This window comes from Nonomuraea sp. CX421 (assembly GCF_059358955.1).
In genome coordinates this window covers 168,231-194,608 of the sequence record NZ_JCADBK010000015.1, presented here as the reverse complement: position 1 = coordinate 194,608, position 26,378 = coordinate 168,231, and the positions used below count along the sequence as shown (strand labels likewise).

Sequence of the window (26,378 nt, the reverse complement as noted above, 5' to 3'; positions counted from 1 at the left end):
CGGACAGTCGTCCACACCGAGATCCTCAACAAACCTGACTCGACAACCGCCCAAGCACCTTAACTACCCGGCATTGCCGCTAGTCCAGGCCGCCCAGCATGGCGGCGCCGCCGAAGACCACGAACATGAGCACATAGAAGGCGATCACGGCTAGGAACAGGCAGGTGCTGACGATGCCGCAGATGCGTCCCGCCTGCACCATGCCGCGGTTCTCGTACACGTAACCGCTGCCGTCGATCTCGCGCAGCGCCTTGGTACCCATCGACCAGGCGAAGGGCCCGATGAACGCGCAGACGACCAGGCTCAGGATGCCCAGCACCAGGATCGTGGTGCCGTTGGGATGCGTCTGGGGCGGCGGGCCGTAGTAGGAGGGGCCATAGTTGGGATAGGACATCTGCGGTCGGCCCCTCATCCATCGGCGTTTAGGCGGTTTTTATACCACAGGGCATCTCTTGACAGGTGGTTGCGGGATACTTGATGACGGTGTGATCATCTACGCCATCATGGTGGGGCAACCGCAGCCGTCCTGAGGAGCCCACCCCTGTGCGTGAGCGCATCCGCGCCTTCATCAACCATCGGCGTTTCCAGCAGTTCATCGTCGGTGTCATCCTGGTCAACGCGGCCACCCTCGGTCTGGAGACGGTTCCCTCGGTCGCCGCTCGGTACGGCGACGTGCTCTGGGTGATCGACCACGTGGCGCTCTACATCTTCGTCACCGAGCTGCTGGCCAAGATCTACGTCGAACGGGCCCGCTTCCCACGTGATCCGTGGAACATCTTCGACACCGTGATCGTCGGCATCGCGCTGTTGTCGACCACGGGCGGGCTCTCGGTGCTGAGGTCGCTGCGCATCCTGCGGGTGCTGCGCCTGCTGTCGGTCGTGCCCAGCCTGCGCCGCGTGGTCTCGGCGCTGCTGCGCGCGATGCCCGGCATGAGCTCGATCGTGGTGCTGCTCTCCCTGGTGTTGTACGTGGCCGCCGTGATGGCCACCAAGATGTACGGCGAGGCCGTGCCGGAGCGCTTCGGCAGCCTGCCGACCTCGCTGTTCACCCTCTACCAGACGATGACCGGCGACGACTGGGGCAACATCGCCAGAGACGTGATGCAGGAGCACCCGTCGGCCTGGATCTTCTTCACCATCTTCATCCTGATCTGCACGTTCGTGGTGCTCAACCTGTTCATGGCGGTCGTCGTGAGCGCCATGGAGGAGGAGTCGGCCATGGAGCGGGCCGAGCTGGCCGAGCTGGAGGACACCTCGGCCGCCTCGACCCGGCTGATCCTGGCCGAGCTGGCCGCGCTCCGCGCGGAGATCAACGAGCTGCGCCGGGAGAAAGCCCTGGAGTAGGGCGTCAACGGGAGTAGTGCTCGACGACGAGCTGCTCGTCCACGGGGACGGCGATCTGGTCGCGCTCGGGCTTGCTCGTCAGCGTGAACCGCAGGTCGGCGTGGTCGACGGACAGGTAGGGCGCGATCCGCTCGTCGGCGTGCACGCCCTCGGCGGCGGCCACGAACGGCTGCATCCGGCGCGACCTCTCACGCACCGAGACGACCTGGCCGGGCTTCACCAGATAGCTCGGGATGTCCACCTTGCGGCCGTCGACGGCGATGTGGCCGTGCGTCACGTACTGGCGGGCCGCGTAGATCGACGGCGCCAGGCCGGCCCGCAGCACCAGGGAGGCGAGCCTCGTCTCCAGCAGGGAGACCAGCTCGGCGCCCGAGGCGCCGGGCCTGCGCACGGCGAGGTCCCAGTAGCGCCGCAACTGCCGCTCCGACACGTCGTAGTACCAGCGCAGCTTCTGCTTCTCCAGCAGGCGCGTGCCGTAGTCGCCCATGGCGCGTCGGTTGGTCTTGCGGCCGTGCTCGCCCGGCGGGTAGGGCCGCTGCTCGAAGTAGCGGACGGCTTTCCTGGTCAGCGGCACACCCGCGCGGCGCGACAGCCTCACCTTGGGACCGGTGTAGCGCACGTTCGCCTCCATGTGATTAGGTAAACCTTACTTAGGTAAGCCTAACCTATCGCTTTCTGCTCCCTCAAGGAGGCGCCCATGCTGCCGATCCCCGAGCGGATCCGCACGCTCGCCACGACCGCCCGCGTCGCCCGGCTGTCCGTCGACGGCACGCCCGCCCCCGCCCAGGGCGGGGTCGACGAACGTGGCCGCCCGGTCCTGCTGGTGCGGCCGGGCGAGCCGCTGCACGGGCTGTGCGACGACGCCGTCGTCGCGGTCAACCTGACCACGATGCGCCGCCTCGGTGAGATCGAGCATCCGCGGGCGATGATCGAGGTGCAGGGCTGGGCTCAGGCCGTGCCCTTCGAGCAGGCGCGCGCCGCGGCGGTGTCGGTGTCGGCGCGCTGCCCCGACGAGGCGCTGTTCGACGCCCTGGAGAGGTACGGCGAGCCGGACGCCCCTCGGTTGCTGCGGTTGGACGTGGGCCAGGTGATCTACCTGACCGGGCAGGAGTCGGGCGTGCTCGACGCCGACGACTACCTCGACGCGGCACCCGATCCGCTGGCCGAGACGGCCGAGCGCGTGCTGGCCCACATCAACGACGCGCACCGGCCGCAGCTGGCCGGCGGGGTGACCCGGCACCTGGGCGAGGAGGCCGGCGAGGTGTGGCTGTGGGAGCTCGACCGCTACGGCGCCACGGTGCGCACGGACGACTCCCTGATCCGCTTCCCGTGGCCGTCCCCGGTCCGCACCGGCCTCTGCCTGGAGACCGCCCTGCGGGGCCTGCTGTGCGCGTGCTGAGGGCGGCCGGAGGATGATCGCCTTGATCACGATTCGCCCAGAGCCGCCCGAGTGGTCGCGCGGGCTCACTATCATCGGCGGCTGTGAGCGACTCGGAGCGGCGCGGGCGTGTTCTGATGGTCGCCGGCGTGCTGGCCGGCGGCCTCATGCTGGCCGCCGCCGCGATCCTGGGCCTCGGCCGGCCGGCGGGCACCTCGCTGTCCCCGGTCAGCCTCCCCGCCCAGGCCGGTGACCGGCCGGCCAAGCCCGCGACGACCCTGTCCACCGGGAAGATCAGGGTGCGGGCCACGGGAGTCACCACCCGGCCGCCCGTCACGCGCCCGTCCCACAGCTCGCGGCCGTCGCTCAGGGCCGGCGGCAGCCCGGCGGCCACCCGCCCGTCGCGCACGCCGAAGCCGACGGCCGACCCGACGACCCGCCCGACGACCCGCCCGACGTCCGACCTCACGGGGACTCCGGCGACGAGCCCCACGGCGCAGGCCGGTCGCTCCTTCGTGACGCCCGCCATGCCCTATTCGGCCGTGCCCACCCGGACCCACCCGCCGACCGGCAGCGGTGCTCCCGCGCTGAGCCCGGCCCCGGTCAGCACACCACCGGGTTACGGCGAGGCCGTGTCGCCGCTCGACTGACGGCCGCTTGGGTGCTGGCCGCTCAGCGCCTCAGCGGCTGACGGGCGCGGGCTCGCGGCTCAGCGCCTGGCCAGGCTGTCGTCGACGGCGTCGGGCGACAGCACGTGGTCCAGCACCATCACCGCGCACCCGGTGATGCCCGCTCCCGCGCCCAGCCTGCTCGGCTCGATGCGCAGCCGGCGGGTCGCCAGCGCGGTGGAACGCCGGTAGACGACCTCGCGGATGCTCGACACCAGCGGCCCGAACGCCTCGGCCACGTCGCCGCCGAGCACCAGAACCGACGGGTTGAGGATATTGACCGCTCCGGCCAGCACCTCGCCGATGCGGCGCCCGGCCTCGCGCACCATGGCCATCGTCTCGGCGTCGCCCGCGCGCACCAGGGCGGTCACGTCGCCGACGCTCTTGACGTCCTTGCCCGCGGCGCGCAGGTCGCGCAGCAACGCGGTGCCGCTGGCCACGGAGTCGACGCAGTCGACGTTGCCGCAGCGGCACAGCACGCCGCCGCCGTCGCGCACCGGGATGTGCCCAATCTCGCCGGCCGCGCCCATCGCGCCGCGCAGGATCTCGCCGCCCGCGACGACGCCGGCGCCGATGCGGGTGGACACCTTGACGAACATCAGGTCGCCGAGCTCGGGGTAGACGCCGCGATGCTCGCCGATGGCCAGCACGTTGACGTCGTTGTCGACCAGCACGGGCACCGGGAACCGTTCGCGGACGACGGGCGGGATCACCACGCCGGTCCACGAGGCCATCACCCGGGCACTCTCGGCGCGACCCTCGGCGAACTCGACCGTGGCCGGGACGCCCATGCCCACGCCCTTGACCATGGAGCGGGGCCGGTCGCCGAGCAGGTCGTCCCAGGTGTCCATGAGCAGCGGCAGCACCACGTCGGGGCCCTGCTCCACGTCGATGGCGAAGTCGCGTCCGGCCAGCTCGCGCCCGGACAGGTCGCAGACCGCGACCCGGGTGCGGCTCGCGCCCAGCGCGGCCACCAGCACCAGCCCTCCGGCGGCGTCGAACTCCAGCCGGACCGGGGGCCGCCCGCCGGTGGAGGGGGCGTCGGCGCGCTCCACCACGAGCCCGCGTTCGAGCAGCTCGGCGACGCGCAGCTGCACCGCGGGCCGGGACAGGCCGGTGACCCGGCCGAGGTCCGCGCGCGTCACGGCCTCACCTGTGCGGATGAGGCGGAGCACCTCACCACTGGTGGCGAGGCTCGCGGCGGTACGTCGAGACATCGGCCAAGTGAACCACACCGAGTTAGGTAATGAAAAGTGCCGACTTTCTTATCTCAGATAGCAAAACTCTGCTTGTGCCCGACCTAAACTCCCACTAATGTCCGTTCTGTCCCTGGTTGATAGATCATCGGAGTATCTCCCCGTGTCCCCCCTCTCGACGTCCGCCACCGCCTACGCCGCCGACCTGGTGGTCTTCGGCGGCACCGGCGACCTGTCCATGCGCAAGCTGCTGCCGGCGCTGTACCACTGCGACCGCGACGGCCGGCTCTCCCCCGAGACCCGCATCATCGCGATGTCCAGGGGCGGCCTGACCGACGACGACTTCCGCGGCAAGGTGGACGCCGACGTACGCCGCCAGATGCCGGCCGACGACCCCGGCGGCTGGCGGCGCTTCCTGGGCCGCCTGCACCATGTGTCGGTCGACGTGGGCCGCCGGGCCGGCGGGGACGATACGGACCTGCCCGGGTGGAGCGTGCTGGCCGCGTTGCTGGCCGGGCAGGAGGAGCGTGACCGGGTGTTCTACCTGGCGAGCCCGCCGCGGACGTTCGGCCCGTTCTGCCGCGAGCTGGCCGCGGCCGGGCTGGTGACGCCGCGCTCGCGGGTGGTGCTGGAGAAGCCGCTCGGCCACGACCTGGTCAGCGCGCGCCGGATCAACGACGAGGTCGGCGCCATCTTCGACGAGCGGCAGATCTTCCGCATCGACCACTACCTGGGCAAGGAGACCGTGCAGAACCTGCTCGTGCTCCGCTTCGCCAACGCCTTCCTGGAGCCGATCTGGAACTCCCTCTGGATCGACCACGTGCAGATCACCGTCGCCGAGACCGTCGGCACGCCCGGCCGACGCGGCTACTACGACCACGCGGGCGCGCTGCGTGACATGGTCCAGAACCACCTGCTGCAACTGCTCTGCATGACCGCGATGGAGCCCCCCGCCCGCAACGACCGGGAGGCGATCCGCGACGAGAAGGTGAAGGTGCTGCAGTCGCTGCTGCCCATCACGGGCACCGAGGCCGACCGGTTCACCGTGCGCGGCCAGTACACCGAGGCCGCCGGGATGCCCGGCTACCTGCACGAGCCCGGCTCCACCCCGCCGACCGAGGCGTCCAGGCGGGTGGAGACGTTCGCCGCGATCCGCGCCGAGATCAGGAACTGGCGCTGGGCCGGGGTGCCCTTCTACCTGCGCACCGGCAAGCGGCTGCCGCGCCGGACGTCGGAGATCGTGGTGCAGTTCAAGGACGTGCCGCACTCCATCTTCCCCGGCGGCACGCCCAACCGGCTGGTGCTGCGGCTGCAGCCGGAGGAGGGCATCGAACTGCACATCATGGCCAAGGAGCCCGGCGCCGGCGAGGTGGCGCTCAAGCCGGTGCCGCTCAGCCTCAGCTTCGGCGAGACGTTCACCGCGCGGGTCCCCGAGGCGTACGAGCGGCTGCTCACGGACGTGCTCGCGGCCAACCCGACCCTCTTCATGCGCCGCGACGAGGTGGAGGCGGCGTGGCGCTGGATCGACCCGATCCTGGCCGCCTGGGAGTCGTCCGCCGACCTGCCCGAGCCCTACCCCGCCGGGTCGACCGGCCCCGCGGGCGCCCACGAACTGCTCGGCCGCAGCGGTCGCGCCTGGCACGAGGAGGAAGCGTGAATTCGGTCATCCAGGAGATCACGGACAGGATCGCCGAGCGCAGCCGGGCCAGCCGTACCGTCTATCTGGAGCGGATCCGGCGCGACGGCGAGGCGGCCCGGGGGCGCGGACCGGCGCGCGCGCACCTCGGCTGCGCCAACCTGGCGCACGGCTTCGCGGCCGCGTCCGCCGAGGACAAGCCCGCCCTGCGGGGCACGGCCAAGCCGGGCGTGGCGATCGTCACCAGCTACAACGACATGCTCTCGGCCCATCAGCCGTACGAGACGTATCCGGCGGAGCTGAAGGCGGCCGTGCGCGCGGCCGGGGGCGTCGCGCAGGTGGCGGGCGGCGTGCCCGCCATGTGCGACGGCGTCACGCAGGGGCGGCCCGGCATGGAGCTGTCGCTCTACAGCCGCGACGTGATCGCCATGGCGACGGCGATCGCGCTGTCGCACGACATGTTCGACGCGACGCTGCTGCTCGGCGTCTGCGACAAGATCGTCCCGGGGCTGCTGATCGGGGCGCTGCACTTCGGGCACCTGCCCGCGATCTTCGTCCCGGCCGGGCCGATGACGTCGGGGCTGCCGAACAAGGTCAAGGCCCGCACCCGCCAGCTCTTCGCCGAGGGCAAGGTCGGCAGGGACGAGCTGCTGGACGCCGAGGCGAAGTCCTACCACTCCCCCGGCACCTGCACCTTCTACGGCACCGCCAACTCCAACCAGGCGCTGATGGAGGTCATGGGGCTGCACCTGCCGGGCTCGACGTTCGTCAACCCGCACACCGAGCTGCGGCACGCTCTGACCGGGGCGGCCGGCCGGCGGGCGGTGGAGATCACCGCGCACGGCGCCGAGTACACCCCCGTCGGCGAGCTGGTCGACGAGCGGGCGATCGTGAACGCCTGCGTCGCGCTGCTGGCCACCGGCGGCTCCACCAACCACACCCTGCACCTGGTGGCCATGGCCGCCGCCGCGGGCATCGTGCTCACCTGGGACGACCTGGCCTGCCTGTCGAAGGTGGTGCCGTCGCTGACCAGGATCTACCCCAACGGCCAGGCGGACGTGAACCACTTCCGCGACGCGGGCGGCATGCAGGTGCTCATCGGCGACCTGCTCGACGAGGGCCTGCTGCACGCCGACGTGCTGACCGTGGCCGGGCCGGGTCTCGGCCACTACCGGTCGGCTCCCGCCCTGGACGGCGGCGAGCTGGTGTGGAGCGAGGTCACCGGAGGCAGCGCCGACCTGGACGTGCTGCGGCCGGTGTCGGCCCCGTTCGCGGCCGACGGCGGCATCCACATGGTCGACGGCAACCTGGGCCGCGCGGTCAGCAAGGTGTCGGCGGTCAGGCCCGAGCACCTGGTGATCGAGGCGCCCGCCGCGATCTTCGACGACCAGCTCGACCTGCTGCGCGCCTTCGAGGCGGGCGAGCTGGACGGACGCGACTTCGTGGCCGTCATCCGCTACCAGGGGCCGAGCGCCAACGGCATGCCCGAGCTGCACAAGCTCACCCCGCCGCTGGCCGTGCTGCTGGACCGGGGACAGCGCGTGGCGATCGTCACCGACGGCCGGATGTCCGGCGCGTCCGGGAAGGTGCCCGCGGCCATCCACCTGTCGCCCGAGGCGTGCGACGGCGGCCCGATCGCCCTGCTCCGCGACGGCGACATGATCAGGCTCGACTCGGCGGCCGGGACGCTGGAGGCGCTGGTCCCGGCCGAGGAGCTGGCCAGGCGCGCGCCCGAGGGCGGGCCGCCGAGCGACGCGCAGTGGGTCGGCACCGGCCGCGAGCTGTTCGCGGCCTTCCGCCGGATGGCCGGTCACGCCGAGCAGGGCGCCGGGATCTTCGGCGTCAACGGCGCCGAGTCGTGGTGAGCGCCCTGGAGCCGCCGTGGCTGGTGGCCGACATCGGTGGCACCAACGCCAGGTTCGGGCTGGTCACCGCGCCGGGCGCCCGGCCGGCCCACGTCGCGGTGCTGCCCGGCGCCGAGTACGCGACCCTCCCCGAAGCCGTGGCCGCCTATCTCGCCGACCACGCGGGCGGAGTGCGGCCGGGGGCGGCCTGCCTGGCCCTCGCCGGGCCGGTCGACGGCGACCGCTACGAGCTGACGAACTCGCCGTGGGCCGGATCGGCGCGCGACCTCGGCATCCCGTACGTGGCGCTGCTCAACGACTTCGAGGCGCTCGCCCTGTCGCTGCCGCACCTCCGCGGCGACGATCTGGAGCCACTGGGCGGCCCGCCGCCCGGCTCCGGGGTCAAGGCCGTGCTCGGGCCCGGCACCGGGCTGGGCGTGGCCGGGCTGGTGCCGTCGGACGGCGGCTGGATCCCGGTCCCGGGCGAGGGCGGGCACGTCACGGTGCCGGTCCTGGACCAGCGGGAGCTGGAGCTCGTCCGGGTGCTGGGAACCCGCGGACCGGTGGTGGCCGAGCACGTCCTGTCCGGTCCCGGACTGGCGCGGCTGCACCGCGCGCTGGCCCTGGTCAACGACGTGCCCGCGGCCCCGCTGACCGCGTCGGAGATCGTGGCGCGCCTCGACGACCCGCTGTGCGCGGAGACGGTCGAGGTGTTCTGCGGGATGCTGGGCAGCTTCGCGGCGAACGTCGCGCTCACGCTCGGCGCCCGTGGCGGGGTCTACCTGGGCGGCGGGGTGCTGCCCCGTATCGTGGAACAGGTGCGTGCCTGTGGCTTCCGCGCCAGGTTCGACAGCAACCCGGACATGTCCGACTACCTGTCCACCATCGCGACCACCCTGATCGTCGCGCCGCAGCCGGCGCTGACCGGCGCCGCCGCCTGGCTGGCCCAGCGCTCCGGCGTCGGCGCGCCCTTCTTCGCACCAGAGGAGAACCTTCGATGAGCCTGCTCGACCTCGCACCCGTGATCCCCGTCGTGGTGATCGACGACGTTCGGACCGCCGTGCCGGTGGCGCGGGCGCTCGTCGCGGGCGGCCTCCCGGTGATCGAGGTGACGTTGCGTACGGACTGCGCGCTGGAGGCGATCGGCCGCATCGCCGCCGAGGTGCCCGAGGCCGTGATCGGCGCCGGGACGATCCGGACCTCCGACGACATCGCCGGATCGCTGGAGGCCGGGGCGAAGTTCCTGGTCTCTCCTGGCACGACCCTGTCGCTGGTCGAGGCGCTGGAGTCAAGCGGGGTGCCGTTCCTGCCCGGCGCCGCCACGGCGTCCGAGGCGATGGCACTGGCCGAACGGGGGCTCAAGGAGCTCAAGTTCTTCCCCGCCGAGGCCGCGGGCGGCGTCGCCTATCTGAAGTCGCTGGCCGGGCCGCTGCCGGACGTTCGGTTCTGCCCGACGGGCGGCATCAGGGCGTCCAGCGTCCCCGACTATCTGGCGCTGCCCAACGTCGGCTGCGTCGGCGGCAGCTGGCTGACCCCGGCCGACGCGCTCGCGGCCGGCGACTGGGGCCGCGTGGAGAAGCTGGCCTCCGACGCGGCAGGACTCGGCTGACGGCGGCCCGCTCCGCTCCCCCTCCGGCGGCGGCGTTGCCGCGCCGCCGGAGAGCCACCGGGTGGTCTTTTCCTCCGTTAGAGTCTGGGGTGTCGAACGGCATGCCGGGCGGAGGATCGGCCGGTTGCGGCGACGGGACGGCGACGGCGAGAGGACAGCGACGTTGGGGCAGCAGGGTCGCTCCGAGGGCACCGCGCTGACGCCCGAGGATCCACCGGCGATCGGCCCCTACAAGCTGCTCAGCCGCCTCGGTTCGGGCGGCATGGGCACCGTCTATCTCGCCGGGGCCGCCGACGGCTCACGGGTGGCGCTCAAGGCCATCCGGCGCGACTTCACCGCCGACCCCGTCTACCGGGCGCGCTTCCACGAGGAGGTCTCCAACGCCCGCAAGGTGGCCTCCTTCTGCACCGCCCGCGTGCTCGACCACGGCGAGCACGAAGGCGTCCTCTACCTCGTCACCGAGTACATCGACGGCATCTCGCTCGAAGACCACCTGATCGAGCACGGCGCCCTGACGCCGTCCGTGCTGCACTCGGCGGCCGTGGGCGTGGCGGCGGCGCTGACCGCGATCCACGCGGCCGGCCTGGTCCACCGCGACCTCAAGCCGGCCAACGTCATGCTGACCCTGGCCGGGCCGCGGGTGATCGACTTCGGGCTGGCCCGCTCGTCCCATGTCGACTCCCGCCACACCAACGCCGGCATGGTGATGGGCACCCCTGGTTGGATCGCTCCGGAGCAGGTGTTCGAGGGGCGCACGAGCCCCGCCGGCGACGTCTTCGCCTGGGGCTCGCTCATCGCCTACGCCGGGCTGGGCGGCCACCCGTTCGGCGAGGGCGACGCCTACGTCATGGCGGCGCGCGCCCGCACCGCCCCGCCCGATCTGCGAGGTCTTCCCGCGCCGCTCGACCGGCTGGTCGCCGCTGCCATCCATCCCGATCCCGTCCGCAGGCCCGCCGCCAAGCAACTGCTGCTGGAGCTGGTCGGCGCGGCCGACGAGCCCGCCGCCCAGCTCGCCGCCACACGGCACCTCTCCAGCTCGTGGAACCCCTCCGACCTGCCGCCGTTCCCCCGGCCCGCGCCGCATCACGCCGGGCAGGCGCCGCCACCTCACCCCTCCTCGGTCCAGCCTCCGCCCAACCCGGCCGGGCCACGTCCCGTTCACCCCGGCGGACCGGCGCCTTCGGCGCCCCCTCCCGCGCCCCACCTCCCCGCCGCCCCGCCCGTGCAGGCGCCGACAGGCCATCCCGCCGGGCCGGCGCCGACGGCCCACCCGGGCGGGCAGGCGCCACCGGCCCGCCCGCCCGTGCAGGCGCCGTCAGGGCGTCCCGCCGGGCCTCCGGGCGGCTCGGCCGCTCGGGCGCCGTCAGGGCGTGCCCGGCCGGCGCCCCCGGCAGCGCAGGGCCCGTCGCCCATGCAGGGACCGCCCGGTCAGCAGACCGGGCAGGGCCCGCTTCCGCCGCCCGGGATGTTCCCGGTGGCGAAGCCGCGCAGGAGCGTGTTCGTGGGCTGCCTGACGGCCGTGGTGGTGGCCATCGTGCTGCTGGTGCTGCTGATGGCCCTCATCGTGTGGGTGTCGCGACTTCCCGACGGGGTCGACGCGGCCGCTCCGGTGCGGGACGTCGTGGGTCAGACGCCGTGGGTCAGCGGTTGACCAGCGGGCCTGAGCCGGTGGAGCCGCGCACCACCAGCTCGGGCTGGAAGATCAGCTCGACGTGCTTGGCCGGGGCGCCGTTGACCTCTTCGAGCAGCGTCTGCACGGCCGCGGTGGCCATCGCGCCGATCGGCTTGCGCACGGTCGTCAGCGGCGGGTCGGTGAACGCGATCAGCGGCGAGTCGTCGAAGCCGACCACCGACACGTCGCCGGGCACGGCCAGGCCTTTCTGCCGGCAGGCGCGGATCGCGCCCAGCGCCATCAGGTCGCTGGCGCAGACGATGCCGGTGCAGCCGGCGGCCAGCAGCTGGGTGGCCGCGGCCTGGCCGCCCTCGACGGAGAAGAGCGAGCTGGCGATCAGGTCGTCGACGTCGGTGGCGCCGAGCAGCCGCGCCATGGCCTGCTTGTAGCCCTCGATCTTGCGGATCACCGGCACGAACCTGCGCGGGCCGAGGGCCAGCCCGATGCGCTCGTGGCCGAGGTCCGCGAGGTGCTGGACGGCCAGGCGGGCGGCGAGCCGGTCGTCGGGCGAGATGAACGGGGCGTCGATGTGCTCGCTGTAGCCGTCGACCAGCACGATGGGCAGGCCGCGGTCGGTGAGCCGGGTGTAACGATCCATCCGGGCGGTGGTGTCGGCGTGCAGGCCCGACACGAACACGATGCCGCTCACCCCGCGGTCGACGAGCAACTCGGTGAACTCGTCCTCGGGCGCGCCACCGGGCAGCTGGGTGCAGAGCACGGGCGTGTAGCCGTGCTGGGTCAGTGCCTTCTCGATGGCCTGGGCGAACGCGGGGAAGATGGGATTGTCGAGCTCGGGGGTGACGAGGCCGATCAGGCCGTTGCTGCGCTGCCGCAGGCGCGGCGGGCGTTCGTAGCCCATGAGGTCGAGCGCGGTCATCACGGCCTGGCGGGTGCCGGCCGAGACTCCGGGTTTGCCGTTGAGCACCCGGCTGACCGTGGCCTCGCTCACCCCGGCTTGGGCGGCGATGTCGGCGAGGCGCGCGTGACCGTTCATGCGGGACACTTTACTTTCCGCCAGGCTCGCGCAGCGGGCGCGTCCGGCACATCCGCGACGCGGCGCGCCAGTGTCACGTCACTCGTCATGATCTCAACTCCCGGACGGCCCTGACCGATGAAATTCATTGCTGCAACTTTACGCAACTCGTTCCAGTGTCCCATATGCCCCGCTATTTGGCGTTACGGTTGACCGAACCTGACAGCCGAAATCTCCAACCATAGGGATCTTTCATGTCAAGGGTGGACACACAGCGTTAAGGCGCGATGTACTACCTTTCCAATCTGTCTCGTCACAGGTGACACGCGCGCAAGGTGTGGGCCCATGAGCTCGGTCGTACTTGACAACGTGACCAAGATTTACCCGGGCGGCCACCTGGCGGTCGATCGGCTGAGCCTGAAAGCGGGTGACGGTGAGTTCCTCGTGCTCCTGGGGCCGTCGGGCTGCGGCAAGTCCACTCTGTTACGCATGATCGCGGGCCTTGAGGAGATCACCGAGGGCGAACTGTGGCTCGACGGCCAGCTGGCCAATCACCTGCCTTCGCGCGAGCGCGACGTCGCCATGGTCTTCCAGAGCGGTGCCCTCTACCCGCACCGGACGGTGCGCGGCAACCTCTCCTTCCCCCTGGAGATCGCCAAGTCGGATCCGGGGATGACCCACGAGCGCGTCACCGAGCTGTCCAAGGCGCTGCACATCGACGAGACCCTGGACCGCCGCCCCGGCACGCTCTCCGGCGGCCAGCGGCAGCGGGTCGCGATGGGCCGCGCGATCGTCCGCCAGCCGAAGCTGTTCCTCATGGACGAGCCGCTGTCCAACCTCGACGCGGGCATGCGCACCGAGCTGCGCATGGAGATCTCCGCCCTGGTCAGGTCGCTCGGCGTCACCACCGTGTACGTCACGCACGACCAGGTCGAGGCGCTCACCCTGGCCGACCGGATCGCCATCCTCAACCGCGGCGTCCTGCAGGACGTCGGCACGCCGGCCCAGATCTACAACGATCCGGCGACGGCGTTCGTGGCCTCCTTCCTCAACTCCCAGCAGCTCAACCTGCTGGCGGCGACCGTACGCACGCCGCAGAACGAGTTCGTGCTGCTCGACTTCGGGACGCATCGGCTGATCATGCCCTGGAGCGATCCGAGGGCGTACGCCGTCGCCCAGCACACCGGCGGGCAGATCCTGGTGGGCCTGCGCCCGGACGGCCTGTCGCCCGTCCCCGAGTCGTACGACGGGCCGTCCTTCTTCGGGCGGGTACGGGCGCTCGAATATCACGGTCACGAGTGGCTCGCCTACGTCGAGTGCGGCGTGCCCGCCGCCGCGGTGCCGGAGCCGCCCGATCCGCGCGGCCGGGCCGGGGAGCGCGGCGACGGGCCGGGCGGGTTCGGCGGGGTGGTGCGCCGGATGTTCGGCGGCGGTCGGCAGGAGGAGCCGCAGGAACAGGAGCGCGTCGGCCAGAACCCCACCGGCGGCTTCCACCGCCGCTCCGATCTGGTCGTCCGCCTCGGCGGCCGGCCGGCCTGGCGCGCGGGCGACGCGGCCAAGGTGGCCGTGGACATCAGCCGCCTGATGATCTTTACTCCGGACGGCGCGCGGGTCGACCCTCCGCGTCGCTGACCGCGCCCGCCGCGTGCGAGCGGGTCCGGTCGATGGCCAGGTAGGTGGTGCGCAGCCGGTCGAGGTGGGCGGGCGGCCTCGCGCGCGCCGGCCTCGTCGCGGGCCGCCACGCGGGCGACGATCTCACGGTGGTCGTGGTCGATCTCGTGCCAGAACCGTCCCGGCGCGCGCCGGCGCAGGAACCGCTCGTCGAGCACCTGGAAGACCGGCCGCGCGACGACTTCGAGCAGCGGGTTGCCCGAGGCGCGCAGCAGCAGGGTGTGGAAGGCCTTGTTCGGCTCGTACATCTCTTCCGGCCGCAGCTGCCAGGGGTCGAAGAGCGTCGCGCGCAGCCCGGTCAGGTCATCGTCGGTGCGGTGCCTCGCCGCCTGCCCCGTGGCGTGCACCTCCAGCAGCTCACGGGTCTCCAGCAGGTGGTCGACGGTGATCTGGGTGTCGACGGTCAGCAGGTTGAGGCTGGCGTGCAGGTATTCGCTGACCTGCTCGGGCCGGGGCGTGACGACGAAGCTGCCGCCCGCCACGCCGCGCACGGTGGCGATGAGGTCCTGGCTGGCCAGCAGGCGCAGCGCCTCTCTGGCGGTGCTGCGGCTGACGCCGTGGGCGGCCGAGAGCTCGGGCTCCACGGGCAGCCGGTCGCCTGGTTTGAGCACCCCGGCCAGGATCTGGGCGCGCAACTCGGCGGCCATCGACTGGTAGGCGGGCGGGCGCGTGCTCACGGGAGCAATCGTACGGGAAAACGTCAGACTTTCCGTTGACGGAGGCCGGAGCCGGGAGACATGCTCTACGGAAATGGCGTTCCTTCCTGCGAAACGAGGTGGCTCCGATGCCGCTGCTGCCCGGTGGTGCCGCGCTGTCGATCGCGGGCGGGGTCCGGGAGTTCGCGGTCGCTACGCCGGAGGCGGCGGCCGTGGTCGACGGGGATCGGCGGCTGACCTACCGGGCGCTGGACGAGCGGTCCAGCCGGCTGGCGAACGTGCTGCTGGACGCCGGACTGCGGCCCGGCGAGCGGGTGGCCGTGCTGCTCGGCAACCGGCTGGAGTACCCGGAGGTGGCGTGCGGGATCGCCAAGGCGGGACTGGTCATGGTCCCGGTCAACCCTCGCTCGGCCCCCGTCGAGGCGGCGTACGTCCTCGGGCATTCGCAGAGCCGGGCGCTGATCCAGGCCGAGGAGCTGGGCGGGCTGACGGCCGGGGCGGCGCCGGAAACCGTCCTCACGATCGGCGGGACCGGGGCGGAGCGGCCGTACGAGAGCGCGCTCGAGGGCGCGCGGTCCGCCGACCCACGCGTGCCGGTCGGCGAGCTGGAGCCGTTCTGCGTCGCCTACACCTCCGGCACGACCGGCCACCCCAAGGGCGTGGTGATCAGCCACCGCTCCCGCTCCCTCACCTTCTACGGCTCCGCGCTGGAGTGGGGGCTCGCGACCGGCCGCCGCACGATCGCCGTCGCGCCCATGTACCACGGGGCGGGCTTCGCCTTCGGGTACGCGCCGGTCCACACCGGCGGCACCGTCGCGATGCTGCGCGCCTGGGACCCCGAGCACCTGCTCGCCATGATCGAACGCGAACGCGCCCAGTCGGTCTTCCTGGTGCCCACGCACGCCCACGGCATCCGGGCGCTGGGCGAGGCCGCGCTGCGCCGGCACGACCTGTCGAGCCTGGACACGATCTACTTCAACGCCGCCGCCCTGCCCCGGGCGCTCAAGGAGTGGGTGCTGGACGCCCTCCCCGGAGTCGGGGTGCACGAGTTGTACGGGTCGACGGAGGCCGGCATCGTGACCGACTGCCGCCCGGCCGACGCGCGGCGGAAGGTCGGCTCGGTGGGGCAGCCCTGGTTCATGACGGAGATCCGGGTGGTGGACGACGACGGCCGTCCGGTGGGTCCGGGCGTCCCGGGCGAGCTGTTCAGCCGCTCGCCGTACCTGATGAGCGGCTACCTGCGCGACCCGGCCGCGACGGCGGCCTGCGTGACCGACGACGGGTTCCTGAGCAGCGGGGACATCGTGGTGCGCGATGACGAGGGCTACGTCTACATCGTCGACCGGAAGAAGGACATGATCATCTCAGGCGGGGTGAACATCGCGCCGCGCGAGGTGGAGGAGGTCCTGCAGGGCTTCCCCGGCGTCGCGGAGGCCGCGGTCGTCGGCCTGCCGGACGAGGAGTGGGGCGAGCGGGTGGCCGCGTACGTCGTCCGGCTGCCCGGCGCCGAGGTGTCCGGGGCCGAGCTGGAGGCGCACTGCCGTACCCGCCTGTCGGGGCCGAAGCTGCCGAGGACGGTCGTGTTCGTGCCGTCGCTGCCGCGCAACGCGGCCGGCAAGATCCTGAAGCGCGAGCTCAGGAACGGCACCTGACCCGCGCCCGACGGCGAGCGTTCGAGGATCGACATCAGGGGCGGTCGAACCGGAGCGGCCGGCGTCAGGAGGCGGGATCGGCAGGTGGGCCAGGCACGGGACCGGCCGGGGGGCGGGGCTCGGTCGTGGCCGACGAGCCGGGAGCCGTCGTAGCCGGGGGGTGGGGTTCGGTCGCGGCCGACGAGCCGGGAGCCGTCGCCGCCTGGGGGCGAGGCTCGGTCGTGGCCGGGTGCGCCGGGGTCCAGCGGGCGCCGTCGGGGGTGTCCTCCACCAGGACGCCCCCGTGGATCATGGCGTCGCGCAGCGCGTCGGCCACCTCGTAGCGCCCCTGGCGGCGTAGCCCGTCGCGCCACGCGAGCAGCGGCTCGACCAGGCGGCGGAGATCGGTGGTGGCGCCCAGCTCGCCCAGCCTGGCGATCAGCAGCCGCATCAGGTCACGGGCCTGGTCGACCCCGCCGGAGTCCTCCTCGGTGTCGGCGGCCCACTTGACCAGCTCCGCCTCCAGGTCGAGCACGGCCCGCGCCGCCGCCGCCGGGTCGGGCTCGGCCGCCGCGATCCGGAAGCGTCGCTCGCAGGAGCGCACCGTCTCCTCCAGCGTGGTGACCGGGCCCCGCGCCGGGCCGGTCGGCCGGGACAGCGGCGCGGCGGTGGCGCCGGAGACACCGGAGACGCCCTCGGCCAGCCGGCGCAGCTCGGGCAGGGCGGTGCGGGTGCCCGCCGGGAGCACCACCGTGGACCCGGGCCGCCGGACGGTCAGGCCGCCCCGCCCGGCCACCTCGACACGCTCGCTCTCCAGGTCGATGAGGACCGCGGTGTGCTCGTCGACGCCGAGGACCGCGGTGCCCGGCGGCAGCTCGCGCTCCATGCGGGCCAGCCGCCGTTCGCCCAGATAGCAGTAGCGGGTGTCGTGGGTGCCGCCTTCGGTGTTGTCGAAGTGGGGGATCAGCACGGCCCGCAGGCCGAGCGCCTCCAGCAGGCCGAGCCCGTCACGCCAGTGCGGCTCGGCGCCCACCTTGTAGATCTCGTACACCGGCACCGTGGCCAGGCCGGCCGTGCAGGCCGCCGCCGAGGCCAGCACGGTCACCCCGCTGCGCGCCCGGATCCTGGCTCGCAGGTCGCCCGCCACGGAGGTGGACGTCCAGCGCTCCAGGGCGTACGTGGGGCTGCCCGGCCCGGAGAACACCCAGTCGGCGCCCGCGACGCCGTCGGCGACGTGGACATCCAGGCCGACGCTGCGCGCGAAGTATCGGCAGGCTCGGGCGGAGATGTCGGCCGCGTTCTCCTGGAAGGCGTAGGGGGTGTCGAGCAGCACGGCCCGTGGCCCCGGCCGCAGCCGCCGGGCGACGGCGCGGTGGACCTCGACCATGGTCGGGGCTGTTTCGCCCGACCCCATGAGCACCAGCATCGCGGGCATGGCTGCGCACCTCTCTCTCGCACGCACCGACTACAGCCATGCCCAGAGGGGAGCCGGCGAGACCTGGGCATATATGCGATAGAAATGCTCCTGCACATGAATGGCAGTAACTTGGTGACGGTGACGGGAAGACACATGGTCTCGGTCTCGGTTGAGACGCTCATGCTACGGGCGGGCACCGACGGTCGATGGGCCTATCGGCGTGCCGTCACCGTGCCTCGTCCTGGAGAGAGCCCCGACGAGGCGGCGCGGCGCGTCAGCGGGGTCGCGCCGGGCGGAGCCGGCGTCGTCGTGCACTCCACGAGCTGGCGTCACCTGCCCGAGGGCGTGGTCGTGCTGACCTATGCCGTCTGTCCCGACCCCGCGCCGTGGTTGCCCGCCGTCGAGCTGGCCAGGCTGGAGATCGCCCGGGGCTCGGCCCCGGCCACTCCCACGCCGGAGCGGATCGAGGCGGCGCACGTGGCCGCGCACGCCGTACGGCATCTCGCGTTCCTTGTCGCCCGCGACCCGGTCGTGCGCGAGGCGCTGCTGCGGCACCGGGGCCTGGTGGCCGCGCTGGCGTCCGCCGACACCTCGGACCAGCACGGTGTGATCGCGCTCGACGCCCTGGCCGAACTCGACGCGACAGGCGAACGTGACCTCGACCCGATTCGGTGGGCTCGGCCGGGGCCGGTGCGTTCCGGGGCCGGTGAGCTTGGCGTGGGGGCGAGGGGCTGACGTTCTGGGGTCAGGAGGGAGTGGCGCCCGGCTGGGGCCTGGTGAAGCGGCGGCCCCAGTTCTGCGCCGGTTTCTCGATGAACCGATAGGTCAGCGCGCTGGCCAGCAGGATCAACGTGACGGCCACCGCGGCCATGGAGAGCTGCACGGGCAGCGGCGATTCACGCAGGTCGCCGGTGACCTGCGTGAAGAACTTCAGCAGCGGATGGTGCACCAGGTAGAGCGAGTAGCTGATCAGCCCGAGCCAGGTCAGCACCCTCGGCACCCTGCGTCCCCGCATCGCCATCCCGCCCGCGAACGTGACGGCGGCCAGCGCGATCGTGGTGATCCACACATCGGGCTGGACCCACCACCAGCCTGCCTGGGGTGCCCAGACAGGCGCCACCGCGATCAGCGCCGCGGTGACGGCCACCGGCCAGAGCGGGCCGGTGCCGCGCTCCCAGCGGTGGATGGCGGTGCCGGCGAACATCGCGGCCAGCACCGCGACGCCCAGCCACGGCACCCGGCTGCCCAGCACGACCAACGTCACGGCCAGCAGGCCCAGCGCGTACGCGCCCGCCGTACGGAACCGGCCCGAGATCACGCAGGCCAGCCCGGCGACGAACACCGCGGCCGAGACGTACGAGAGCCACTCCCCTACGAGCACGGCCCTGGACAGCACCAGCCCGGCGATGACCGCGACGGCGCCGAACAGCATCGCCAGCAGCCCGCTGCGCATGTGCTGCCCGGTCACGAACAGCGCGGTGACGAGGAGGTAGAAGACCATCTCGTAGGAGAGCGTCCACATCGTGTCGGCGAGCCCGCCGACGCTGACCACGTCGAGCAGCATCGTCGCGTGCGCCGCGACCGCCGACCCGTCGCGCTGGACCTGCTCGCGCACCGGCACCCACCACGCCATCCCGACCACCAGCACGATGACCGCCAGGTAGAGCGGGTAGAGGCGGAAGGCCCGGCTGATCCAGAACTTGCGCACGTTGCCGTGCCGCTCCAGCGAGGTCGGGATGATGTAGCCGCTCACCAGGAAGAACAGCAGAATGCCGAAGGCTCCCAGGCTGAACCAGTTGGGCCGGAGCGAGGGTAGTAACCACGGCATCAGATGCTCGGCCACCACGGCCATCGCGCCGATGCCACGTAGGGCGTCGAGCCAGGCAAGCCTCGTGGTGGAGAGGGAGGTGGAAGACTGATGTGCGGTGGCGGCAATCGACACCCGGCCCAACATACCCGTAATGGTTCAAGTGATGCGATGACTATTCAAAGGGGCGTGATGGTCGGCGCCCGACGGGTCGTACGGATCGGTGTGGACCGTGGCCGCGCGCAGGCGCGGCATCTCGTGGATGAGGCGGTGCTCGGCCTCCACCGCCAGCGCGTGCGCCTGGAGCAGGGTGAGGTCGTGGCCGACGAGGATCTCCACCTCCGCGTGGAGCGCGTGCCCGATCCAGCGCAGCCGGACCGAGCCGACCCGCCGGACTCCGCCGACCGTGCGCAGGACGGCCTCGGCCTGGTCGACCAGGCCGGGGTCGACGGCGTCCATCAGCCGGTGGTAGATCTCGCGGGCGGCGTCGCGCAGCACGAAGCAGATGGCGACGGTGATGAGCAGCCCGACGATCGGATCGGCCAGCGGGAAGCCCAGGGCCGAGCCGCCCGCGCCGAGCAGCACCGCGAGTGAGGTGAAGCCGTCGGTCCTGGCGTGCAGCCCGTCGGCGACCAGCGCGGCCGAGCCGATCTCCCTCCCGACCTTGATCCGGTAGCGCGCCACCCACTCGTTGCCCAGGAAGCCGAGCACGCCCGCGACCGCGACCCAGCCCACGGCCGAGATGTCCCGCGGATCGACCAGCCGGTTGACCGCCTCGTAGCCCGCCAGCCCGGCCGTGGCGGCGATGATCAGCACGATGACGATGCCGGCCAGGTCCTCGGCCCGCCCGTAGCCGTAGGTGAAGCGGCGGGTGGCGGCGCGACGCCCGACGGAGAACGCGATCGCCAGCGGCACCGCGGTGAGGGCGTCGGCGACGTTGTGCAGGGTGTCGCCCAGCAGCGCCACCGACCCCGACCTGACCACGATCACCGCCTGGACGGCGGCCGTCACCATCAGCACGGCGAACGAGACGGCCAGCACGCGCAGTCCGCGACTACTGCTCTCCAGTGCCGCGTCGGTCTTGTCCAGGCTGTCGTGACCGTGCGGCGCGATCAGCCGCCCGGCCCGGGCCACCCATCCCCTCTTGCCGCCGTGCCCGTGCCCATGTCCGTGTCCGTGCCCGTCGCCGCGCTCATGGTTGTGCTCATGGCTGGACTCGGGGTCAGGCATGCCGTCCCTCACTTGCGCACGATGTCTCCTTTGGGCGAGTATATGTATTCATGTACGCACGCGACAACGACTCAGGTGCGCATCTGGTGCAGGAGCAACCGGCTCCCGCTCAGGTGAGCTCCGCCGTCGACGCGTTCCGCATGCTCAGCGACGCCACGCGGCTCCGGCTGATGTGGCTGCTGTCCTCGGGCGAACTGGACGTGACCTCGCTCGCCCGGGCCGTCGGCGTACCCAGGCCCTCGGTGTCGCAGCATCTGGCCAAGCTGCGCCTGGCCGGTCTGGTGACCACCCGCAGGGACGGCCGCCGGGTGCTCTACCGCGCCCGCGACTCGCACGTGCGCGCGTTGATCGCCGAAGCGCTGTCGCACGCCGACCATGAGGTCTCCCACCTGCCCCGGCACGACTGACGAGCCCGGCGGCCGTCTGGGGTCACGCGGGCCGCGTCACCATCCGACCTTGCCCTTGCCGGACACGAGCGCGCGGGCGATGACCATGCGCTGCACGTCGTTGGTGCCCTCGCCGATCGCCATCAGGGGCGCGTCGCGGTAGAGCCGCTCGATCACGTACTCCTGCGAGTAGCCGTAGCCGCCGTGGATCCGCATCGCCTCCAGCGTGGCCTTCAGCGCGACCTCGGAGGCGAAGTACTTGGCCATGCTCGCCTCCATGTCGACCCGCTTGCCGCCGTCGGCCTGGGACGCGGCCCAGTACGTGAGCAGCCGGGCCGCCTGGATCTCGGTGCCCAGATCGGCCAGCTTGAGCTGGATGGCCTGGAACTCGGCGATCGGCTGCCCGAACGCGGTGCGCTCGCGCGCGTAGGCGAGCGCCGCGTCGTAGGCGGCCTGCGCGACGCCCACGGCGCGGGCGGCGATGTTGATGCGGCCCATCTCCAGCCCGCCGAGCACCTGCTGCATGCCGCGCCCCTCGACGCCGCCGAGCAGCGCCTCGACGGGCACGCGCACGCCGTCGAGCACGACCTCGCAGGTCTCGGTGCCCTTGTAGCCGAGCTTGGGCAGGTCGCGGCTCACGCTGAACCCCTCGGAGGCGGGATCCACGAGCAGCACCGCCATGCCCTTGTGCGCGGGTTCGGTCACGGCGGTCTTGACCAGCACGGGCAGCGGGTCGGCGTGGCGGGCGTTGGTGATCCACGTCTTGGTGCCGGTGACGACGTAGTGGTCGCCGTCGCGTACGGCACGCGTCTGGATGCCCTGCAGGTCGGTGCCCGCGCCGGGCTCGGTGAGGGCGATCCCGGTACGGCGCGCGCCGGTGGCCAGGTCCTTGAGGTAGAGCCGCTTCTGCTCCTCGGTGCCGTGGCGGGCGATCATCGAGCAGGCCAGGGAGTGCGAGCCGATCGTGCCCGCCACGCCCATCCAGCCGCGCGCGATCTCCTCGAAGACCAGCGCGAACGACACCATGTCGGCCTCCATGCCGCCGTACTCCTCCGGCACGGACAGGCCGAACAGCCCCATCTGCTTCATCTTCTCGACGATCTCCGTGGGGTACCTGCCCGTACGCTCCCAGTCGGAGGCCACGGGCACGATCTCCTTGTCCACGAACGCGCGCAACGTCTCGCGAAGGGCCTTCTGCTCGTCGTTCAGCTCGAAATCCATCTCTCACTCCTTGACTCATGCCGGCAGGACCAGCACGTCCTGTTCCGCGAGCCCCAGCACGGCCTCGACGGCCGCGGGGCTCAGCCCGTTGCCCAGCGCCTTGCGCCGGACCAGGTCCTCGATGTCCGGGTCGCCGGGGCCGCCCGAGCCGCGTTCGACGGCGGCCACCGCCTCGATCCCGTCGGCGTATCTCACGAGCAGCCGTCCCGGCTGGTCGTCGGCCTCGCACGGCGGGTCGATCACCTCGTACCGGATGCGCCTGGCCAGCTCGGCGACCTCTTCCCGGTGGACATCACGGTATGTCCGCACGGTGACCTCGCCGTCGAGGAGCATCGCCGCGACGCTCCACGGCAGGCTGCGCATCGCCTCGTACGGTGTCCGGGGCCGATGGGCTTCCGGCCCGCACACGACGGGCACGCTGTCCCGGTGCACCGTGGCGACGATCTCCCGGACCTCCCGGAGGTCACGCCCGCCCCATAACTCACCGGCGCCCGCCCGCCCGTGCCCGGCGTGGGCACCGCCCGACGCGGCCGGCCCGCCGTCCGGTCCGGCCTGGCCACCTCCGCGACCGCCCCGGCGGGCCAGCGCGGCGCCCGGCAGGCCCCGCCGGGACCTGGCCGGGCGGAGCACGTCCTGGCCGCCGGCCTCACGGGCGCGCACCCAGGACCTGGCCGTCCCTGCGGGATCCGGCCGGACGGTGTGGCCGGGCGGCGGGCAGGCGGTGTCCGCGCGCAGCAGCCTGGCGGCGTCGAGCGAGGCGTGCACGAGCCGGTCGGCGGGATAGGGCCTGATCGTGATCCGGGTGACCTCCCAGCGCTCGCCCAGGCCCTCGGCGGGCTGGGAGCCGGACCGGCCGAACAGCGTGGCGTACAGACCGCGCTCTCCTTCCAGCGCCGCGCTCGGGCCGGTGGCTCCCGAGCGGGCGAGGCGGGCGGCGAGGATCCCGGCCTGGGCGGCCAGTCCCGGATGCGGGCGCGCGGCGAAGGCCGGCCGCCCGCCGGCCTGCCCGGCCGCGATGGCCAGCGCGTCGACCGCCTGTTCCTCCCGCAGGCCGTACAGCCTGGACGCGACGAGCGCGGAGACGAGCGGCCCGCACGCGGAGGCGGCGTCCAGCTCCGGCGGCACGGCGGCGCCGAGGCGGCAGACGGCCTCGTATCCGGCGAGGGCCGCGACGAGCACCTCGCTCCCGTGGGCACGCACCTCCTCCCCCACGGCCAGCGCCACGGGCAGCACCGCCGCGCTCGCACGGACCGGGCCGCCGGCGTGCACGTCGTCGAGGTCCAGCGCGTGCATCAGGGCGCCGTTGGCGAACGCGGCGGCCGGCGCGGACACCCGCCGCCCGGTCCCGAGCAGGCCGGCCTCCGGTGTCCCGCCCAGGTCGAGCGCCACGGCCACGGCCGCCACCCGACAGGGGTCCTCCTCATGGACGGCGGCGGCGCACCCGAGCCCGTCGAGCAGGTGGCGTAACCCGGCCGCGCGGACCGGGCCGGGCACCTCGTCCGGGGTCAGCGCCAGCGCCCAGGTCACCAGGCTCCGGACCGGGTTCATCGCACGCCGTCCGCCGCCGGGCCGGGGCGGGCGGACCGCCGGCCACGGGTGTCCTTCACGGGGCGAGCGGGCCCGTCGCCGCCGGGGCGAGATGATGCTGCTGAGCGGTCACGGGCGGCTCCTCTGGTCCTCGATCGCCACGGTATTAGTCTGACGTTTTACGGTCAACGTCTGCCGATGGGTACAAGGGTCCAGAAAACAGAACATTCTTTCAATCCCACCACGAACGTCCCCCTCCGACAGGCCGCCGGCGGTGACCCGGGTGGGCCCGGCTTGGCCGGGCCGTAAGGCAGGGATCAGGTGCGGGACGCCAGCGTGGTGACGACGTCGACGATGCGGGCGGCGCGTTCGAGTTCGGCGCGGTGGAAGCCGGGCCCGGCGGCTCGGGCGACGACCACGTGCAGCCCCTGGGCGACGACCGGGAGCAGCATCAGCCGCAGGCCCTCCGAGGCGCGGGTGGCCGCGCGCAGGGGCGGCTCGGACAGTTCGAACACCTCGGGGGCGGCCAGGCTGGCGTGCAGCACCGCGCCGTCGGCGACCGCCAGCGACCACTCCGCCCCGCAGAGCGCCGGCAGCGCGTCGACCAGCGTGGCGATGCCGCGAGAGGGCTCGGTGGCCACGTGCATGAGCAGGTCGTAGTCGGGCGCCGAGCCCGGCACATCCCTGGTCGGCCAGACTCCCTCGACCCGCACGCCGGGCACGGCGGACATCCGGTCGCGGACCTCCTCCGCCGACACGGCACCCGGCCAGGAGACCACGAAGTCGTCCACGGCCCGTCCGGTCTCACGTTCGAGGACGGTGACCTGCAGGATGTCGGCCCCCAGAGTGCCGAGGGCCTTGGCGACCTGACCCAGCCCCCCGGGGCGGTCCGGCAATGACACCCTCAGTCGCAGCAGCATCGCCGCCCCCTTTCCAGAGGCTCTCACAGTGCCGTGGAAAGGTTTCGCGTAGGTTCCACGGATATGTCGCACATGCTGCGGTTAGTCCCAGCATGCAACGCTAATCCCAGCTTGTCGACAAGGGTTCGACAACCTCTACCTGCGGCTATCCGCCCCTGACCTGCACTTTTCCTACCCCGAACCGCCCTCCTGGCGCTCCTCTTCGACAGCGGCGACCGCGTCACGGCCGGGACGGGCGATGCGCGGCGGAGCGGTCAGGGCTGGTAGGCGCCGGCGGCGGGGGTGGCCGGGACCGGCTTGCCGGTGATGTCGCGGGTGAGGGCCTTGCCGCCGTACCAGGCGGCCGAGAGCGGGAAGGCTCGGCCGAGGGCCGGGGAGCCGGGACGCGGCCGCAGGTCGGTGCGAGAGGTGAGCCGCGGGTCGGCCATGACCGACCGGGGGCCGAGCTTGAACCTGATCGAGGTCGCCTTGTAGACGCCGCCGCCCTCGTCGGCCCCCTTGCCGTCCTCGTAGCCCGCCTGCCCGCCGACGAAGACGACGTTGTTGCGGAGCTTCAGGATCGACGGTGAGCAGCCGTCGTGGCAGGACCAGCCGATCGTCTTGCGCGCCGGCAGATAGACCGAGTTGTGCACCGCGATGGTGCCCTTGACCGGCCCGACGATGTGCCCCGGACCGCGCGTGATGAGGAAGGAGCCCTGTTTGAGAGTGGAGGTGACGACGTTGAAGGCGAACACGTTGCCGGTGGCGGTCTTGCCCTTCTGCGCGCCCAGCTCGGTGAACGTCTCGTTGTTGTGCGCCTTGTTGTAGGTGACCAGGTTGCGGTCGCCGTTGTAGATCTCGATGGCCGCGCCGTCCATCACGTAGTCGTGGCTGGCCGCGTGGCTGCCGGTGATGGTGTTGCCGGTGACCACGTTGTCGTCGCCGTTGAGCAGGACACCGAAGGCGCCGGAGTCGTTGTCGCCGCCCACGTCGTTGACGCTCATCCGGTTGTTGCCGGCGATCCGGCTGTCGCGGATGGTGTTGCGGGAGCCGTTCGGGGTGACCCAGACGCCGGTGACGTTGCCGTCGGCCCGCACCCCGATCAGGTGGTTGCCGTCACCGGCCACCTCGAAGCCCGCCCACTGGCAGCCGGAGGCGCGCACGCCGCTGATCCGCCAGTGGTCGCCGCTGACGACCACGCAGTTGGCCTCCCTGCCGCTGATCCTGGCGAGAGGGCCCTTGCCGTACGGCTGGACGACGATGGGTCTGGCGCGGGTGCCGTCGGCCTCGAGCTTGAGGCTGCCGGTCCACCTGCTGCCGCGCTTGAGGCTGACCGCGTCGCCCGGCTTGAGATCGGCCTGGTTGACCCGGTCGAGCGAGCGCCACGGGGCGGTGGCACTGGTGCCGGCCGCTCCGTCGTCGCCGCCCTTGGAGTCGACGTAGTAGGTGGTGCCGGCCTGGGCCTGCGCCGCGGCGGGAACGGCGGGCAGCAACGAGGCCACGGCGACCACGGACAGCAATCTCATGCGGGCACACCATGTTCTGGAGGGAGGACGGACGGTAATCCGCCAACCTAGCGGCTCACCGGAACGGACGCCAGACACTGATCACCG

Annotated in this window: 23 protein-coding genes and 1 pseudogene; 12 read left to right on the top strand and 12 right to left on the bottom strand. The window is 72.5% G+C overall.

All coding sequences use genetic code 11. The features are described from left to right. Nucleotides 1-79 precede the first annotated feature (79 nt). On the bottom strand, nucleotides 80-412 hold the full coding sequence (locus AC5L3X_RS25780) for a DUF4190 domain-containing protein (protein ID WP_225262972.1): 333 nt from the start codon (nucleotides 410-412) through the stop codon (nucleotides 80-82). 131 nt (nucleotides 413-543) lie between these two features. Between AC5L3X_RS25780 and AC5L3X_RS25775 the strand changes: the two genes are divergently transcribed. Continuing rightward, nucleotides 544-1,344 (top strand): ion transporter, encoded by an 801-nt coding sequence (locus AC5L3X_RS25775; protein ID WP_494860226.1) that lies wholly within the window; start codon nucleotides 544-546, stop codon nucleotides 1,342-1,344. A 4-nt stretch (nucleotides 1,345-1,348) separates the two neighbouring features. Here the strand turns inward: AC5L3X_RS25775 and rpsD are convergent, their stop codons facing one another. Beyond that, nucleotides 1,349-1,963, bottom strand: coding sequence for a 30S ribosomal protein S4 (rpsD, locus tag AC5L3X_RS25770; protein WP_189125468.1), 615 nt, complete (start codon nucleotides 1,961-1,963; stop codon nucleotides 1,349-1,351). A gap of 78 nt (nucleotides 1,964-2,041) precedes the next feature. Between rpsD and AC5L3X_RS25765 the strand changes: the two genes are divergently transcribed. After that, on the top strand, nucleotides 2,042-2,743 hold the full coding sequence (locus AC5L3X_RS25765) for a DUF2470 domain-containing protein (protein ID WP_189125433.1): 702 nt from the start codon (nucleotides 2,042-2,044) through the stop codon (nucleotides 2,741-2,743). Nucleotides 2,744-2,826: 83 nt separating this feature from the next. Further along, entirely contained in the window at nucleotides 2,827-3,372 is a 546-nt protein-coding gene (locus AC5L3X_RS25760; protein ID WP_494860224.1) for a hypothetical protein, read from the top strand. A gap of 59 nt (nucleotides 3,373-3,431) precedes the next feature. Here AC5L3X_RS25760 and AC5L3X_RS25755 read toward each other — a convergent pair whose 3' ends face one another. Beyond that, nucleotides 3,432-4,607 (bottom strand): ROK family protein, encoded by a 1,176-nt coding sequence (locus tag AC5L3X_RS25755; RefSeq protein WP_494860223.1) that lies wholly within the window; start codon nucleotides 4,605-4,607, stop codon nucleotides 3,432-3,434. Nucleotides 4,608-4,824: 217 nt separating this feature from the next. Here AC5L3X_RS25755 and zwf point away from each other — a divergent pair, with 217 nt between their 5' ends. From zwf to AC5L3X_RS25730, 5 genes are all read left to right on the top strand, one after another. Beyond that, on the top strand, nucleotides 4,825-6,243 hold the full coding sequence (gene zwf / locus AC5L3X_RS25750; protein ID WP_494860233.1) for a glucose-6-phosphate dehydrogenase: 1,419 nt from the start codon (nucleotides 4,825-4,827) through the stop codon (nucleotides 6,241-6,243). Continuing rightward, complete coding sequence (gene edd / locus AC5L3X_RS25745) at nucleotides 6,240-8,087, top strand: phosphogluconate dehydratase (protein ID WP_494860221.1); 1,848 nt, start codon at nucleotides 6,240-6,242, stop codon at nucleotides 8,085-8,087. Before zwf ends, edd begins: the two co-directional genes overlap by 4 nt. Continuing rightward, complete coding sequence (locus AC5L3X_RS25740) at nucleotides 8,084-9,067, top strand: glucokinase (RefSeq protein WP_494860232.1); 984 nt, start codon at nucleotides 8,084-8,086, stop codon at nucleotides 9,065-9,067. The genes edd and AC5L3X_RS25740 overlap by 4 nt, the downstream gene beginning before the upstream one ends. Then, entirely contained in the window at nucleotides 9,064-9,675 is a 612-nt protein-coding gene (gene eda / locus AC5L3X_RS25735) for a bifunctional 4-hydroxy-2-oxoglutarate aldolase/2-dehydro-3-deoxy-phosphogluconate aldolase (protein WP_494860219.1), read from the top strand. The genes AC5L3X_RS25740 and eda overlap by 4 nt, the downstream gene beginning before the upstream one ends. 163 nt (nucleotides 9,676-9,838) lie before the next feature. Then, nucleotides 9,839-11,326, top strand: coding sequence for a serine/threonine-protein kinase (locus AC5L3X_RS25730; RefSeq protein ID WP_494860218.1), 1,488 nt, complete (start codon nucleotides 9,839-9,841; stop codon nucleotides 11,324-11,326). On the opposite strand, the gene AC5L3X_RS25725 is transcribed toward AC5L3X_RS25730, so the two are convergent. Further along, nucleotides 11,316-12,341: a LacI family DNA-binding transcriptional regulator gene (locus AC5L3X_RS25725; RefSeq protein WP_494860217.1), complete on the bottom strand. Its 1,026-nt coding sequence runs from the start codon at nucleotides 12,339-12,341 to the stop codon at nucleotides 11,316-11,318. The two genes, AC5L3X_RS25730 and AC5L3X_RS25725, sit on opposite strands and share 11 nt — an antisense overlap. 324 nt (nucleotides 12,342-12,665) lie before the next feature. Between AC5L3X_RS25725 and AC5L3X_RS25720 the strand changes: the two genes are divergently transcribed. After that, nucleotides 12,666-13,952 (top strand): ABC transporter ATP-binding protein, encoded by a 1,287-nt coding sequence (locus AC5L3X_RS25720; RefSeq protein ID WP_494860215.1) that lies wholly within the window; start codon nucleotides 12,666-12,668, stop codon nucleotides 13,950-13,952. An 80-nt stretch (nucleotides 13,953-14,032) separates the two neighbouring features. On the opposite strand, the pseudogene AC5L3X_RS25715 reads toward AC5L3X_RS25720, so the two are convergent. Then, nucleotides 14,033-14,638: pseudogene (locus AC5L3X_RS25715) on the bottom strand (FadR/GntR family transcriptional regulator); the annotation flags it as partial. Nucleotides 14,639-14,775: 137 nt separating this feature from the next. Here AC5L3X_RS25715 and AC5L3X_RS25710 point away from each other — a divergent pair. After that, nucleotides 14,776-16,299, top strand: coding sequence for a class I adenylate-forming enzyme family protein (locus AC5L3X_RS25710; RefSeq protein WP_494860213.1), 1,524 nt, complete (start codon nucleotides 14,776-14,778; stop codon nucleotides 16,297-16,299). A gap of 64 nt (nucleotides 16,300-16,363) precedes the next feature. Here AC5L3X_RS25710 and AC5L3X_RS25705 read toward each other — a convergent pair whose 3' ends face one another. Next, the gene (locus tag AC5L3X_RS25705) at nucleotides 16,364-17,713 is read right to left on the bottom strand and encodes a hypothetical protein (protein ID WP_494860212.1); all 1,350 of its coding nucleotides are present in this window, start codon (nucleotides 17,711-17,713) and stop codon (nucleotides 16,364-16,366) included. Nucleotides 17,714-17,833: 120 nt separating this feature from the next. On the opposite strand from AC5L3X_RS25705, the gene AC5L3X_RS25700 reads away from it, so the two are divergent. Further along, a complete protein-coding gene (locus tag AC5L3X_RS25700; protein ID WP_494860210.1) occupies nucleotides 17,834-18,430 on the top strand; it encodes a hypothetical protein in 597 nt (198 codons plus the stop codon). Between the two features lie 10 nt (nucleotides 18,431-18,440). On the opposite strand, the gene AC5L3X_RS25695 is transcribed toward AC5L3X_RS25700, so the two are convergent. Together AC5L3X_RS25695 and AC5L3X_RS25690 are read right to left on the bottom strand one after the other, a co-directional pair. Beyond that, on the bottom strand, nucleotides 18,441-19,637 hold the full coding sequence (locus tag AC5L3X_RS25695; protein ID WP_494860208.1) for an acyltransferase family protein: 1,197 nt from the start codon (nucleotides 19,635-19,637) through the stop codon (nucleotides 18,441-18,443). 24 nt (nucleotides 19,638-19,661) lie between these two features. After that, entirely contained in the window at nucleotides 19,662-20,732 is a 1,071-nt protein-coding gene (locus AC5L3X_RS25690; RefSeq protein ID WP_494860206.1) for a cation diffusion facilitator family transporter, read from the bottom strand. A gap of 50 nt (nucleotides 20,733-20,782) precedes the next feature. Between AC5L3X_RS25690 and AC5L3X_RS25685 the strand changes: the two genes are divergently transcribed. Next, nucleotides 20,783-21,139, top strand: coding sequence for an ArsR/SmtB family transcription factor (locus AC5L3X_RS25685; protein WP_494860204.1), 357 nt, complete (start codon nucleotides 20,783-20,785; stop codon nucleotides 21,137-21,139). Nucleotides 21,140-21,175: 36 nt separating this feature from the next. Here the strand turns inward: AC5L3X_RS25685 and AC5L3X_RS25680 are convergent, their stop codons facing one another. The 4 genes from AC5L3X_RS25680 to AC5L3X_RS25665 form a co-directional block, all read right to left on the bottom strand. Continuing rightward, nucleotides 21,176-22,339, bottom strand: coding sequence for an acyl-CoA dehydrogenase family protein (locus AC5L3X_RS25680; protein WP_189125418.1), 1,164 nt, complete (start codon nucleotides 22,337-22,339; stop codon nucleotides 21,176-21,178). Nucleotides 22,340-22,354: 15 nt separating this feature from the next. Continuing rightward, entirely contained in the window at nucleotides 22,355-23,887 is a 1,533-nt protein-coding gene (locus AC5L3X_RS25675; protein WP_494860202.1) for an MmgE/PrpD family protein, read from the bottom strand. Nucleotides 23,888-24,183: 296 nt separating this feature from the next. Continuing rightward, nucleotides 24,184-24,786, bottom strand: coding sequence for an ACT domain-containing protein (locus tag AC5L3X_RS25670; protein WP_189125416.1), 603 nt, complete (start codon nucleotides 24,784-24,786; stop codon nucleotides 24,184-24,186). Between the two features lie 254 nt (nucleotides 24,787-25,040). Next, entirely contained in the window at nucleotides 25,041-26,291 is a 1,251-nt protein-coding gene (locus AC5L3X_RS25665; RefSeq protein ID WP_494860200.1) for a right-handed parallel beta-helix repeat-containing protein, read from the bottom strand. Nucleotides 26,292-26,378: the final 87 nt, after the last annotated feature.

What these genes read in the sequence shown, in the direction of transcription:
- zwf (WP_494860233.1), top strand. Translation starts at nt 4,825, where the DNA reads ATGCGCAAGCTGCTGCCGGCGCTGTACCACTGCGACCGCGACGGCCGG.
- AC5L3X_RS25690 (WP_494860206.1), bottom strand. Translation starts at nt 20,732, where the DNA reads ATGCCTGACCCCGAGTCCAGCCATGAGCACAACCATGAGCGCGGCGAC.
- AC5L3X_RS25725 (WP_494860217.1), bottom strand. Translation starts at nt 12,341, where the DNA reads ATGAACGGTCACGCGCGCCTCGCCGACATCGCCGCCCAAGCCGGGGTG.
- AC5L3X_RS25705 (WP_494860212.1), bottom strand. Translation starts at nt 17,713, where the DNA reads ATGCCCGCGATGCTGGTGCTCATGGGGTCGGGCGAAACAGCCCCGACC.
- AC5L3X_RS25755 (WP_494860223.1), bottom strand. Translation starts at nt 4,607, where the DNA reads ATGTCTCGACGTACCGCCGCGAGCCTCGCCACCAGTGGTGAGGTGCTC.
- AC5L3X_RS25710 (WP_494860213.1), top strand. Translation starts at nt 14,776, where the DNA reads ATGCCGCTGCTGCCCGGTGGTGCCGCGCTGTCGATCGCGGGCGGGGTC.
- AC5L3X_RS25665 (WP_494860200.1), bottom strand. Translation starts at nt 26,291, where the DNA reads ATGAGATTGCTGTCCGTGGTCGCCGTGGCCTCGTTGCTGCCCGCCGTT.
- AC5L3X_RS25780 (WP_225262972.1), bottom strand. Translation starts at nt 412, where the DNA reads ATGAGGGGCCGACCGCAGATGTCCTATCCCAACTATGGCCCCTCCTAC.
- AC5L3X_RS25765 (WP_189125433.1), top strand. Translation starts at nt 2,042, where the DNA reads ATGCTGCCGATCCCCGAGCGGATCCGCACGCTCGCCACGACCGCCCGC.
- AC5L3X_RS25675 (WP_494860202.1), bottom strand. Translation starts at nt 23,887, where the DNA reads ATGAACCCGGTCCGGAGCCTGGTGACCTGGGCGCTGGCGCTGACCCCG.
- AC5L3X_RS25685 (WP_494860204.1), top strand. Translation starts at nt 20,783, where the DNA reads ATGTACGCACGCGACAACGACTCAGGTGCGCATCTGGTGCAGGAGCAA.
- AC5L3X_RS25720 (WP_494860215.1), top strand. Translation starts at nt 12,666, where the DNA reads ATGAGCTCGGTCGTACTTGACAACGTGACCAAGATTTACCCGGGCGGC.
- AC5L3X_RS25680 (WP_189125418.1), bottom strand. Translation starts at nt 22,339, where the DNA reads ATGGATTTCGAGCTGAACGACGAGCAGAAGGCCCTTCGCGAGACGTTG.
- eda (WP_494860219.1), top strand. Translation starts at nt 9,064, where the DNA reads ATGAGCCTGCTCGACCTCGCACCCGTGATCCCCGTCGTGGTGATCGAC.
- AC5L3X_RS25670 (WP_189125416.1), bottom strand. Translation starts at nt 24,786, where the DNA reads ATGCTGCTGCGACTGAGGGTGTCATTGCCGGACCGCCCCGGGGGGCTG.